Annotated in this window: 11 protein-coding genes; 6 read left to right on the top strand and 5 right to left on the bottom strand. The window is 69.3% G+C overall.

Going from position 1 to position 12,696, the window contains the following annotated elements:
* Positions 1-649: 649 nt before the first annotated feature.
* Complete coding sequence (locus tag AB0E05_RS04220) at positions 650-1,141, bottom strand: ATP-binding protein (RefSeq protein WP_361958475.1); 492 nt, start codon at positions 1,139-1,141, stop codon at positions 650-652.
* A 494-nt stretch (positions 1,142-1,635) separates the two neighbouring features.
* Between AB0E05_RS04220 and AB0E05_RS04215 the strand changes: the two genes are divergently transcribed.
* The 3 genes from AB0E05_RS04215 (at position 1,636) to AB0E05_RS04205 (ending at position 3,996) form a co-directional block, all read left to right on the top strand.
* On the top strand, positions 1,636-2,496 hold the full coding sequence (locus AB0E05_RS04215; RefSeq protein WP_361958472.1) for a helix-turn-helix transcriptional regulator: 861 nt from the start codon (positions 1,636-1,638) through the stop codon (positions 2,494-2,496).
* Positions 2,493-2,693: a DUF397 domain-containing protein gene (locus tag AB0E05_RS04210; RefSeq protein ID WP_361958469.1), complete on the top strand. Its 201-nt coding sequence runs from the start codon at positions 2,493-2,495 to the stop codon at positions 2,691-2,693. The genes AB0E05_RS04215 and AB0E05_RS04210 overlap by 4 nt, the downstream gene beginning before the upstream one ends.
* Positions 2,694-3,078: 385 nt before the next feature.
* On the top strand, positions 3,079-3,996 hold the full coding sequence (locus tag AB0E05_RS04205; RefSeq protein ID WP_361958466.1) for a pseudouridine synthase: 918 nt from the start codon (positions 3,079-3,081) through the stop codon (positions 3,994-3,996).
* Here the strand turns inward: AB0E05_RS04205 and AB0E05_RS04200 are convergent.
* Positions 3,981-4,610 (bottom strand): MBL fold metallo-hydrolase, encoded by a 630-nt coding sequence (locus tag AB0E05_RS04200; RefSeq protein ID WP_361958463.1) that lies wholly within the window; start codon positions 4,608-4,610, stop codon positions 3,981-3,983. The two genes, AB0E05_RS04205 and AB0E05_RS04200, sit on opposite strands and share 16 nt — an antisense overlap.
* Entirely contained in the window at positions 4,607-5,695 is a 1,089-nt protein-coding gene (locus AB0E05_RS04195) for an S-(hydroxymethyl)mycothiol dehydrogenase (protein ID WP_361959081.1), read from the bottom strand. Before AB0E05_RS04195 ends, AB0E05_RS04200 begins: the two co-directional genes overlap by 4 nt.
* A gap of 303 nt (positions 5,696-5,998) precedes the next feature.
* On the opposite strand from AB0E05_RS04195, the gene phsA reads away from it, so the two are divergent.
* Positions 5,999-7,915, top strand: coding sequence for an O-aminophenol oxidase PhsA (gene phsA, locus AB0E05_RS04190; RefSeq protein ID WP_361958460.1), 1,917 nt, complete (start codon positions 5,999-6,001; stop codon positions 7,913-7,915).
* 125 nt (positions 7,916-8,040) lie between these two features.
* Here the strand turns inward: phsA and AB0E05_RS04185 are convergent, their stop codons facing one another.
* Both AB0E05_RS04185 and AB0E05_RS04180 read right to left on the bottom strand, forming a co-directional pair.
* Positions 8,041-9,513: an amino acid permease gene (locus tag AB0E05_RS04185; RefSeq protein ID WP_361958457.1), complete on the bottom strand. Its 1,473-nt coding sequence runs from the start codon at positions 9,511-9,513 to the stop codon at positions 8,041-8,043.
* A gap of 285 nt (positions 9,514-9,798) precedes the next feature.
* Positions 9,799-10,524, bottom strand: a complete 726-nt coding sequence (locus AB0E05_RS04180) for an FCD domain-containing protein (RefSeq protein ID WP_361958454.1) — start codon at positions 10,522-10,524, stop codon at positions 9,799-9,801.
* Positions 10,525-10,691: 167 nt separating this feature from the next.
* On the opposite strand from AB0E05_RS04180, the gene AB0E05_RS04175 reads away from it, so the two are divergent.
* The gene (locus AB0E05_RS04175) at positions 10,692-11,201 is read left to right on the top strand and encodes a gluconokinase (RefSeq protein ID WP_361958451.1); all 510 of its coding nucleotides are present in this window, start codon (positions 10,692-10,694) and stop codon (positions 11,199-11,201) included.
* A gap of 85 nt (positions 11,202-11,286) precedes the next feature.
* On the top strand, positions 11,287-12,684 hold the full coding sequence (locus AB0E05_RS04170; RefSeq protein WP_361958448.1) for a gluconate:H+ symporter: 1,398 nt from the start codon (positions 11,287-11,289) through the stop codon (positions 12,682-12,684).
* Positions 12,685-12,696 lie beyond the last annotated feature (12 nt).

Below are 12,696 nucleotides of genomic sequence, written 5' to 3'. Positions count from 1 at the left end.
CTCGGCGGCATCGAGCGGGGGGGCGGGCTCTTGCCCTGCCGAATCGGCAGCGTCATCACGCGTCCGTGCCCTCATGACGGATTCGGTCGACGGCCGTACTCGGCAGGGTGCTCAGGGGCGCCACGGCACGGTGTGCGCCGCGCGGGCGAAGGTGACTGGCAGAAGACCGCCCCGGCCGGCAGGTCTGCTTCGAGCCCGCCCCGGTTCCGGGGCGACAGGGCTCACGCCGGGGCGGAGAAAGAAGTCGTCGGTGACCCGACGAGGTACGGGGGCGTGCGATGCGTCGTATCTCCTCGGCCGGGTCGAGCGGCATTCCGGCGAGACCGACAGGAAGTAGACCGTGCCGTTCGAATCCGGGGCCTCGAATTTGAACCCCTCACCGGAGTACAGCCGCGACGCTGCGGTGCTTCGGCCCTCCGGGAGGTCGAGCCAGAGCCTCGCCTTCTGCTGAACCGGCCCATGGAGATCGCGGGCAATGGACTGGAGGGCGCTGCATAGCCATTCGACCGCTTGGAAGGTGCTGGGAACGAGAGCCTGGTCCAGCCAGGTCAGTTCAGAGAATTGACTCTGCTCGCTCGGGAATACGGCGAACGCCTCGCAGTGATGCGCGTGCGGCTGGTTGGAACCCGACTGGCGAACGGAGCTTGTATCAATCAGCATCCGGCCCCCCACGGAGTGACGCAAGGCGTACGTGCGGACTGGGCGGGAACGCGCTGCACAGTTCACGCTGAAACACATGTACAGGGATCGGCTGAACCTTGAGGCGGAAGAAGACGACCTTCCCACCCCCGGCCGACCGGTACCCGAAGTCCGATGACATGCCCATCAGCAGCGGCAGGCCGCGACCACTGGTTGAGCGCTCGTCACAGCCCTGTCGGGCCTGGGGCGGCATGGGGTTGCTGTCGACAACCGCGAAGGTGAACTCGTCCTCGGCGACGCCGAAGTCGATCTGTACCCGTCGCGTGGTCTTAGCGTGGAGGATCACGTTGGTGACCACTTCCGAGGCGAGGAGTTCAGCCGTCTCGGCGACATCAACATCGCATTCCCACGCATCTAATGCGTTACGAAGAGACTTCCGCGCGAACCGAGGGGCTTCTCTACTAGCGAGAAAGCTGTAACTTCGCCAGACGAAAGACGACACCAGCCAACCTCCCATACCGCAAGGTGGGGCCGAATCAGCTCCGACTAGCTTCCTCGGGGCTGGATCGGTGGCCCAACGCTCATTCCCAAGATTTCCGCGCCATCCGTGACCAAGGTCATCAGTTGGGCGGGACTTACCAGTTCGCGCCTCGGGTCGTTAGGCGGTCCGAATGTCAGGCAGAAAAGTTCGCCTGCGGCCCGCGTGATGGGGATGCGAAGTCCAGGAGTGGTGCTGGGTGAGTCAGGCAACGCGCCCCCCGAAGGCGGATAAGTGCACGTGTATTTCCCCCCTGCCGCTCCTCCGAGACGGCACGCGGCTGCCGCGATGAAGCGGAGAGTCAAGTGGTCACCACAAGGTGTTACCGACATGCACAAGGTAGACCTGCGCCAGTACGCATGGCAAGTGCTCAATCTGCACTGGTGCAGATTTGGTTGAGTGGTCCCGACCCGGCGAGGTCGGGCAAACTGTGTGCAGTCGACGGAGGGGAGCCAAGGATGGCGAGTACGGTACGGAGTCGCCGACTTGGCGCCGACCTGCGCAAACTGCGCGAGGCCAAGGGGCTCAAGGCTGACGCCGTCGCGCAGGACATGGGCTTCTCCAGACCGAAGCTGAGCCGCATCGAGTCGGGTGAAAACAAGGTCTCGCTCAACGACCTCCGAGCCTTGTTGCACGTGTACGGGGTGGACGACCCCGCCCAGGTCGACCACTTCGTTGCCGCGGCCAGGGAGGCGCGGAAGGCGGGGTGGTGGCAGCGGTATCTCGACTCGTTGCCTCGGGAATACGCCGACTTCATCGAGCTGGAGGCGACTGCGAAGGAGATCCGTAACTTCGAGCCGATCGTTCTTCCGGGGCTCCTTCAGACGCCTGAGTACGCTCACGCGGTCATCGGGGCCAATCCCGCGATCCTGCCTCCGGCGGACATCCAGAGCTTGGTCAAGATCAAGCTGGACCGAAGTGCGAAGTTGACGGGCGACGAACCGCCACGCCTGTGGGCGATCATCGGTGAGTCGGCAATCCGGCAGACGGTCGGAGGCGCCGCCGTGATGCTGAAGCAGCTCGCGCACCTGGAGACGATGACGGCCCTCCCGCACGTGACCATCCAAGTCCTGCCGCACAGTGCAGGTGCCCACGCTGGTCTTGCTGGAGCCTTCGTGGTCCTCCAGTTCCCCAGCGAGCGCGAGACCGACATCGTGTGCGTCGAGACCCAGACGGGAACTCTCTACATGGACGAGCCCGGTGAGCGCACCGCCTACGGCGAGATCTTTGATCACTTGAGGGCTGCGGCGAAGAACCCCGCGGACTCGTTGGACCTGATTCATCAGGTCATGAAGGAAATAAAGGGAGAAGGAACATGAGCACCCCTCGAACCCACGGCCCCTGGCGGAAGAGTTCCTACAGCGCGGCCAACGGCAACTGCGTCGAGGTAGCGCCCGCCGGCACGTATGGGATGGCCGTGCGGGACAGCAAGGACCTTGGGGCCGGGCAGCAGACCTACAGTGCAGTGCAGTGGTCCACCTTCGTCAACGCGCTGAGGAGTGGTGAGCTTGGTTAGCTGGTTCAGCAGGAATGGGCGCGCTCCCGCCGTGAGTGGCGGGAGCGCTCTTGTATCTACGCCCCGGCGTGGGCTCTGGACCGCATGACCCGCGTATGACCCGCGCGTGACCCGCAGCGGTCCGAAACGGGCGGAAACGCTGGCAACGCATGACCCATAGAATCTGTCAAGCAATACGGCGCGTTGCCAGCGTTTCCCCTGGTCAGGGGCTTAGAGTGCTGGTGCCCAAGGGAAGAGTTCAAGTCCCCCCTCGGACACTTAAGAAAACCCCAGGTAACCTGGGGTTTTTTGGTTTTCCGGCTGCTGTGGGGATCCCTGTGACCATCGTCGTCGCGCCCGGCACCGACGCCGTCGGAGCGGAAGTCCGCTCGGTAGTGTCGCCGGCGTGACACGGAGAAGGAAGCCGCCGGCATCCCCCCTGCCCCCGCGTGACGGGATCGATCCCGTGCGGGTGCGGCTGCCCCAGGACCCCGACGGAGCTTGGGGGACCGTGGGGGACTACCTGGCGTCGCGGTACGGGGTGGAGCGGGCGGCGGCGTTGCTCGCCGCGGGGGGCGTGGTGGGGGTTGAGGGGGGTGTGGACGGGGGTGAGTCCTATGAGGCGGGGCGGTATCTGTGGTTTCACCGGGGGTTCGGGGACGAGGAGCGGGTGCCGTTCGAGGTGGGGGTGGTGTGGCGGGACGAGCGGATCGTGGTCGTGGACAAGCCGCACTTCCTCGCCACCACGCCGCGCGGGCAGCACGTGCGGGAGACGGTGCAGGCGCGGTTGCGGCGGGAGCTGGGGCTGCCGGAGTTGCAGCCGGCGCACCGGTTGGACCGGCTGACCGCGGGGCTCGTGCTGTGCGTGGTGCACGCGCGGGACCGGGGGGCGTACCAGACCTTGTTCCGGAACCGACGGGTGGTGAAGGAGTACGAGGGGGTGGCGGCGTACGACCCGGGGGTCGAGCTGCCGCGGACGGTGCGGAGCCGGATCGTGAAGGAGCGCGGGGTGCTCACGGCCCGGGAGGTGGCCGGGGAGGCGAACAGCGAGAGTCGGATCGCGCTGGTGGAGCGGCGGGGCGGGCTGGGGCGGTACCGGCTGGTGCCGGTGACCGGGCGGACGCACCAGCTGCGGGTGCACATGAACGCGCTGGGGGTGCCGCTCCTGGACGATCCGCTGTATCCGGTCGTCCAGGAGTCGGCGCCGGACGACTACGCCCGGCCCCTCCAGTTGCTCGCGCGCGTGTTGGCGTTCACCGATCCGGTGACCGGTGAGCCGTTCCGCTTCGAGAGCCGGCTGGCGCTGGCTCAGTGGCCGCGCTGAATCCACTCGTCGAGGTGGGGCGCCTCCGCGGCGATGGTGGTGCCGTCGCCGTGGCCGGTGCGGACCTCGGTCGCCGGCGGCAGGGTCAGCAGCTTGCCGCGGATCGAGTCGACGATCGTGGGGAAGTGGCTGAAGGAGCGGCCGGTGGCGCCCGGGCCGCCGGCGAAGAGGGTGTCGCCGGTGAAGACGGTGGCCAGGTCGGGGGCGTACAGACAGATCGCGCCCGGGGCGTGGCCGGGGGTGTGCAGCACGGTCAGTTCCGTGCCGGCGACGGTGATCCGCTGGCCGTCGGCGAGTTCGCCGTCGGGGGCGCGGTCGGGGTGGGTCAGCTTCCACAGCGGCAGGTCGTCGGGGTGCAGCAGGATCGGCGTGCCGGTGGCGGCGGCGAGCGCGGGGGCCGCGTCGATGTGGTCGTCGTGGGCGTGGGTGCACACGATCGCCCGCAGGGTGCGTCCGGCGAGCGCCGTCTCGATGGCGGCGGCGTCGTGGGCGGCGTCGATGACGATCGCCTCCTCGTCGTCGCCGACGATCCAGACGTTGTTGTCGACGTCCCAGGTGCCGCCGTCGAGGGAGAAGGTGCCGGAGGTGACCAGGTGGTCGATGCGCGCGCTCACAGGACCACGACCGAACGCAGCACGTCGCCCTCGTGCATCCGGGCGAACGCCTGCTCGACGTCGCCGAGGCCGATGGTCTCGGTGACGAACGCCCCGAGGTCGATGCGGCCCTGCTGGTGCAGGTCGATGAGCATCGGGAAGTCCCGGGAGGGCAGGCAGTCGCCGTACCAGGACGACTTCAGCGCGCCACCGCGGCCGAAGACGTCGAGCAGCGGCAGCTCCAGCTTCATCTCGGGGGTGGGGACGCCGACGAGGACCACGGTGCCGGCGAGGTCGCGCGCGTAGAACGCCTGGCGGTACGTCTCGGGGCGGCCGACCGCCTCGATGACGACATCCGCGCCGAAGCCGCCGGTCAGCTCGCGGATCGCCTCGACGGGGTCGGTGGAGCGGGAGTTGACGGTGTGGGTGGCGCCCATCGTCTGCGCCGTCTCCAGCTTGCGGTCGTCGATGTCGACGGCGATGATCCGGGCCGCGCCGGCGAGGCGGGCGCCCACGACGGCCGCGTCCCCCACGCCGCCGCAGCCGATGACCGCCACGGTGTCGCCGCGGGTGACGCCGCCGGTGTTGATGGCGGCGCCGATGCCGGCCATCACGCCGCAGCCGAGGAGGCCGGCGACGGACGGGGCGACGGCGGGGTCGACCTTGGTGCACTGGCCCGCGGCCACCAGGGTCTTCTCGGCGAAGGCACCGATGCCGAGGGCGGGGCTCAGCTCCTTGCCGCTGTCGGCGAGGGTCATCTTCTGGCGGGCGTTGTGGGTGTCGAAGCAGTACCAGGGGCGTCCGCGCAGACAGGCCCGGCAGTGCCCGCAGACGGCACGCCAGTTGAGGACGACGAAGTCGCCGGGGGCCACGTCGGTGACGTCGGGTCCGACGGACTCCACCACGCCGGCAGCTTCGTGGCCGAGCAGGAAGGGGAAGTCGTCGTTGATGCCGCCCTGCTTGTAGTGCAGGTCCGTGTGGCAGACGCCGCACGCCTGCACCTTCACCACGGCCTCGCCCGGGCCGGGGTCGGGGACCACGATCGTCTCCACCCGCACCGGCTCGTCCTTGCCCGGTGCGATCACACCGAGGACCTGCTGAGACATCGACATCCGCCCTTCTTCGCGCTGGGGTTCCAGCACCACTATGGACCGTCGCGCGGGCGTGTCGCGGTGATCCGCACGCGCCGCACGGACTGACTGTACGGACCATCTACGGACGAGTGCGGACCGGGTGGGCAGGAGGTGCGGACCGGGGCCATCAGGTGCACTTCGGACGGTGAGCGAACGTTTCGCGCCACCTTTGGCGGAATCAGAAACTCCGGCAGAGGGCCACAAGTCATCTGCTGTGAGAGCAGTTCTCACCAAGAGCGCGAGTTTCGTGAGAAGTCAGGAAACGGGGGATGGAACATGACGGAGACGATGGAGACCGTCGGGGCACCGGCAGCGACGGAGGAGGACCTACGGGAAGCGACGGAAGCCGGCCAGGAGTTAACGCCGTTCGTGGACGCCCTGACCGTGCCGCGCATGCTGCGCCCGGCGGTCACCGAGGTCACCCAGGAGGTCGAGGTCGCCCTGCGCCCCGCCTGGGTGCGACTGCACTCGGAGCTGCCGCCGACCCTGGTGTGGGGGTACGACGGCGAGTTCCCCGGGCCGACGATCGAGGTGCGGCGCGGCCAGCGCGTCCGGATCGCCTGGACCAACCGCATCCCGCGCGGCAGCACGTACCCCGTCACCGCGGTGGAGGTGGCGCGCACCGCGGGCCAGCCCCTCCCCCACAACCGCCCGGGGCGGGACGGCGTCAAGCCCAGCGAGGACGTGGCGGCGCTGCCGGCCTGGTCGGTGACGCATCTGCACGGCGCCCAGACCGGCGGGGGGAACGACGGCTGGGCGGACAATTCCGTCGGCTTCGGCGACGCCCAGCTGTCCGAGTACCCGAACGACCACCAGGCGGTCCACTGGTGGTACCACGACCACGCGATGCACGTCACCCGCTTCAACGTGTACGCGGGCCTGGTCGGCACCTATCTGGTGCGGGACGACGAGGAGGACGCGCTCGGGCTGCCGGCCGGGGACCGCGAGGTGCCGCTGGTCCTCGCCGACCGCAATCTGGACACCGACGACGACGGCCGGCTCAACGGCCGGCTGCTGCACAAGACCGTGATCGTCGTTCCCAGCCACCCGGAGACGGGCCGGCCGGTGACGACGCCCTTCGTCGGCCCGTACTCGACGGTGAACGGCACGATCTGGCCGCATCTGGACGTGGCCCCCGACTGGTACCGCTTCCGGCTGCTGAACGCGTCGAACGCGCGCATCTACAACCTGGTCCTGGTCGACGAGGACGACCAGCCGGTGCCGGGCGTGGTGCACCAGATCGGCAGCGACGGCGGGCTGCTGCCCCGCCCGGTCCCGGTGGACTTCGCGGCCGGTGCGCCGCTGTCGGTCGCGCCCGCCGAGCGGTTCGACCTGCTGGTGGACTTCCGGAAGCTGGCCGGGCGCCGGCTGCGGCTGGTGAACAAGGGGCGCAATCAGCCCTCGGGCGTCGCGGACCTGGCGGACAACATCCCGTATCCGCAGGTCATGGAGTTCCGGGTGGGCAAGCGCGGCGGTCGTCCCGCCGAGGTGCGGGGCGGGCCGGAAGCACGGCCCGGGCCCGATGCGCGCGGCGGCTTCGTGCTGCCGAAGGTGCTCTCGGGCTCCTTCCGGCGGTACGCCCACGACGATCTGCACCACGGGCACCGGCTGGTGGTGCTCACCCCGCCCGGGACCGTCGGCGGCGGAGGGCACCCGGAGATATGGGAGATGGTCGAGGTGCCGACCGTCGATCCGCACGTCCCGGCCGCGGGCGCGCTCCAGCTCCGCGGCTCGGACGGCGCCTTGAAGACGTACCGGAGGATCTCCCGCACCTTCAACGACGGCCTGGGCTTCACCGTCGGCGAGGGGGCGTTCGAGCAGTGGTCCTTCCTCAACCTGGGCGCGCCGGTGCACCCGATGCACATCCACCTGGCGGACTTCCAGGTGCTGGCCCGGGAGTCGTACGAGGTCTCGGGCTTCGACCCGGCGCTCGGCGGCACCCGGCGGCCGGTCGCGCACGATGCCGGACGCCCCCGGGAGGTGCCGCCGAACGAGCGGGGCTGGAAGGACGTCTTCCAGGTCAGGTCGGCCGAGCTGGTGCGGGTGATGGGCCACTTCGACGGGGCGTACGGCCGGTTCATGTACCACTGCCATCTGCTGGAGCACGAGGACATGGGCATGATGCGGCCCTTCGTCGTGCTGCCGCCCGAGGTGCTGAAGTTCGACCACGGCGGAGGTCACGGCGGGCACTGACCCCTCCCCCTACGCCCGAAGGGCGTGGGGGGGGGACCCCATTGATCCAGCTGACGGCAGCGAGCAGGGCTCGTGGAGTCCGCCGACTCCACGAGCCCTGCTCGATCTACCTCACGGACGCCGGCTCAGGATCGTTCACGCTCCGCCGCGATCGCGTTCACCCGGCCGCGGACCACGTACCACCCGCCGACCAGGGCCGCGGCGATCAGCGGCAGGAACATCACGGTGGTGCGGCCGACGCCGCCACCCCACCACATCAGCACGACGACGCAGGCGAGGAAGCAGATCGTGACGATCTGGGTGTACGGGGCCCAGGGCAGCTGGTAGGAGGGCCGGCTGAGCTTGCCCTCCTTCGCACGGCGCCAGAACAGCAGGGAGCAGATCATGATCATGCTCCAGGTGCCGAGGATGCCGATGGAGGCGAAGTTGAGCACGATCTCGAACGCCTGGCCGGGCATGACGTAGTTGAGGCCCACGCCCGCGACGCCGAAGGCGGCGGTCAGCAGGACGCCGCCGTACGGCACCTGGCCCTTGTTCATCCGACCGGTGAAGCGGGGTGCGGAGCCGGCCATCGACATGGAGCGCAGGATGCGCGCGGTGGAGTACAGGCCGGCGTTGAGGCTGGAGAGCGCGGCGGTGAGCACGACCAGGTTCATCACGCCGGCGGCGCCCGGGACGCCCAGCTTGTCCATCACGGTGACGAAGGGGCTCTCGTCGCCGGAGTAGGCGGTGTACGGCAGCAGCAGCGCCAGCAGCACGACCGAGCCGACGTAGAAGATGCCGACGCGCCACATGATCGAGTTGATGGCACGGGGCATGACCTTCGCCGGGTTGGCGGTCTCGCCGGCCGCGACGCCGCAGAGCTCGACGGAGGCGTAGGCGAAGACGACGCCCTGGATCACCAGCAGCATCGGGAGCATGCCGACGGGGAAGATGCCGCCGTTGTCGGCGACGGTGCCGAAGCCGGGCTGGTGACCGCCCACGTCCTGCTGGGTGACCAGCAGGAAGATGCCGACGAGCATGAAGGCGAGCAGGGCCGCGACCTTGATGATCGCGAACCAGAACTCGGTTTCGCCAAAATACTTCACCGAGATGAGGTTCGCGGCGAGGACGACCGCGAGGGCGATGAGCGCCAGGATCCACTGTGGGACGTCGCTGAACATCGACCAGAAGTGGGCGTAGGTCGCGGCGGCCGTGATGTCGGCCACACAGGTGGTGGACCAGTTCAGGAAGTACAGCCAGCCGGCCGTGTAGGCGCCCTTCTCGCCCATGAACTCACGGGCGTACGAGACGAAGGCGCCGGACGAGGGCCGGTAGAGCACCAGTTCGCCGAGTGCGCGGACGACGAAGAAGGCGAAGACGCCGCAGACGGCGTAGGCGATCGCCAGGGAGGGGCCGGCTTCCGCGAGCCGGCCGCCGGCGCCGAGGAAGAGTCCCGTACCGATCGCACCACCGATGGCGATCATGTTGATGTGCCGGGACTTGAGGTCCTTGCTGTATCCGGCGTCTCCGGCGTCCACGTGGGTGGAGGTCTGGGGGGAGCCGGTCGCCGTGGCCCCGGCGTCCGCGTCCGCGGACGTGATGGTGCGATCACTCATGGGGGGATGGGTTCGCCTTCGTGAGGGTGCGGGGGCTGGTCGCGCGCCGGGCCCTGACTTCCGATGGGGGGACGCCAAGTACGCCGGGACATGCCTGCCCGACGACACTTCATCGACGCATGCCTGCGAACTTAGCTGTGTTCCAGGTCACTCAGCGATAGATCTGAGGGAGATCTGAGGTTGCGCACCTGTAAACCAAGGTGGCAGTAAATCACGATCTCACCGGCACGACCGACCCGGCCAACACGGCCGACCCTCGCCGGGGCGGGGCGGCCGCAGGGGAGGTCAGGCCCGGGGCGGGGCGACGACGTCGGGTGCCAGGACGTCCAGTTCGGCGAGGGCGCCCACGGTGATCTCGCGGGTGACCCGCTCGGCCCGCTCCGCGTCGCCCTCGCGCACCGCCTCGGCGACCTGCACGTGCAGGGTGACGGCCGCGGGGTCGGGGTCGTCGAACATGACCTGGTGGTGGGTGCGCCCGGTGAGGATCGCGGCCACCACGTCGCCCAGCCGCGCGAACATCTCGTTGCCGGAGGCGTTCAGCACGATCCGGTGGAAGGCGACGTCGTGCCGCAGGTACGCGTCCAACTGCTGTCCGCGCGAGGTGGCGACCATGCCGAGGGCGCACGCGGTGAGTTCGGCGCACTGCTCGGCGGTGGCGTTGCGGGCCGCGAGCCCGGCCGCGACCGGCTCGATCGCACAGCGCAGCACGGTCAGCGAGCGCAGTTGGCGGGGGCGGTCGGCGCCGGCGAGCCGCCAGCGGATGACGCGCGGGTCGTAGACGTTCCACTCCTCGATGGGGCGCACGGTCACGCCGACCCGGCGCCGGGACTCCACCAGCCGCATCGACTCCAGGACGCGGACGACCTCGCGGACCACCGTCCGCGACACCTCGAAGCGCTGGGCGATCTCGTCGGTGCGCAGCACGCTCCCCTGCGGGGACTCGCCCGCGGTGATCTCCAGGCCCAGGGTGTCCAGCACGTGTGTATGGAGGCCCTGGCCCGCTGTGGTCATGGGGCCAGCCTACGGGGCGAGGATCACACCCAATAAATATGACGTTTAGATCTCACCCTCTTGAATAAGTCATACCTAATGGGTTTCAGTGTCGCGACACCACTGTCGACACCGAGGTCGACACCGAGGTCGACACCGAGGTGGACGTCAGACAGCGAGGCACGTAGATGAGCACCCCACACGTCGTCGTGGTGATGGGCGTGGCAGGGACCGGCAAGACCACGATCGGTCCCCTGCTCGCCGCCGACCTCGGCGTCCCGTACGCCGAGGGCGACGACTTCCATCCGCCGGCGAACATCGCCAAGATGTCCGCCGGAACGCCGCTTCAGGACGCGGACCGCTGGCCCTGGCTCGATGCGATCGGGCAGTGGGCGCACGGTCGGGCGGAGCTCGGCGGGGTGGTCTCCAGCTCCGCGCTGAAGCGCTCCTACCGGGACCGGCTGCGGGCCGCCGCACCGGGCGCCGTCTTCCTCCACCTCGCCGGCGACCGCGAGCTCATCGAGCGCCGGATGGCCGAGCGCAAGGGGCACTTCATGCCGACCGCGCTGCTGGACTCGCAGTTCGCGACGCTCCAGCCGCTGGAGCCGGACGAGGCGGGCGTGACCGTCGACGTGTCCGGTACGCCGCAGGAGATCACCGCGCGGGCACTCGCCGCGCTGCGGTCCCTGGAGCGCTGACCGCTCCCGCGCGCACGCGCGCCCCCGCATCCACCGCACCCCCGTCCCCACCCGTAGATCCCCCGTACGTCTGTAAGGAACCACCGTGACCAGTCTCAGCGTCGAGACGCTGGCAGCGGACCCGCTGGCGCCGATCACCTCGGCCGGCAACGCCCAGCTCGGCATCGCCGTGCTCGCCGGCATCGCCGTCATCGTGCTGCTCATCACCAAGTTCAAACTGCACGCCTTCCTGGCGCTGACCATCGGGTCGCTGGCGCTCGGGGCCTTCGCGGGCGCGCCGCTCGGCAAGGCCATCGAGTCCTTCTCCAAGGGCCTCGGCTCCACGGTCGCCGGCGTGGGCGTGCTCATCGCGCTCGGGGCGATCCTCGGCAAGCTCCTCGCCGACTCCGGCGGCGGTGACCAGATCGTCGACACCATCCTCGCCAGGGCGAAGGGCTCGACGATGCCCTGGGCGATGGTGCTGATCGCCTCGGTGATCGGGCTGCCGCTCTTCTTCGAGGTCGGCATCGTGCTGCTGATCCCGGTGGTGCTGATGGTCGCCAAGCGCGGCAACTACTCCCTGATGCGGATAGGCATCCCGGCGCTGGCCGGTCTGTCGGTGATGCACGGACTGATCCCGCCGCACCCCGGTCCGCTGGTCGCGATCGACGCGCTCGACGCCAACCTGGGCGTCACGCTCGGCCTCGGCGTGCTGGTCTCCATCCCCACCGTGATCATCGCCGGCCCGCTCTTCGCCAAGTACGCGGCCCGCTGGGTGGACATCCCGGCGCCCGAGACGATGATCCCGGCCCGGCCCTCGGAGGAGCTGGACCGGCGCCCCGGCTTCGGCGCGACCGTCTTCACGGTGCTGCTGCCCGTCGTCCTGATGCTGTCGAACGCGCTCGTCGAGATCGTCGTCGACGACCCGTCGAACCCGGTGCAGAAGGTCACGGACGTGATCGGCTCGCCGCTGATCGCGCTGCTGGCCGCGGTCCTCGTCGGACTCTTCACGCTGGGCCGCGCCGCGGGCTTCACCAAGGAGCGGATCTCCTCCACCGTCGAGAAGTCGCTCGCCCCGATCGCGGGCGTGCTGATGATCGTGGGTGCCGGTGGCGGTTTCAAGCAGACCCTGATCGACGTCGGCGTCGGACAGATGATCCTGGACTTCTCCGAGGACTGGGCGATCCCGACGCTGCTGCTGGCCTGGCTGATCGCGGTGGCCATCCGACTGGCGACCGGTTCGGCGACCGTGGCGACGATCTCCGCGGCAGGTCTGGTGGCGCCGCTGGCCACCGGGATGTCGACGACCGAGTCGGCGCTGCTGGTGCTGGCGATCGGCGCGGGCTCCCTCTTCTTCAGCCACGTCAACGACGCCGGTTTCTGGCTGGTGAAGGAGTACTTCGGCATGAACGTCGGCCAGACGATCAAGACCTGGTCGGTGATGGAGACGATCATCTCGGTCGTCGGCATCGTCTTCATCCTGCTGCTGTCGCTGGTGCTGTAGGCACGGGAGCCG

The organism is Streptomyces sp. NPDC048057, assembly GCF_040653095.1.
GTDB lineage: Bacteria > Actinomycetota > Actinomycetes > Streptomycetales > Streptomycetaceae > Streptomyces.
Note: the sequence above shows the minus strand (reverse complement) of the source record. Positions and strands in the feature narration are given on the sequence as shown.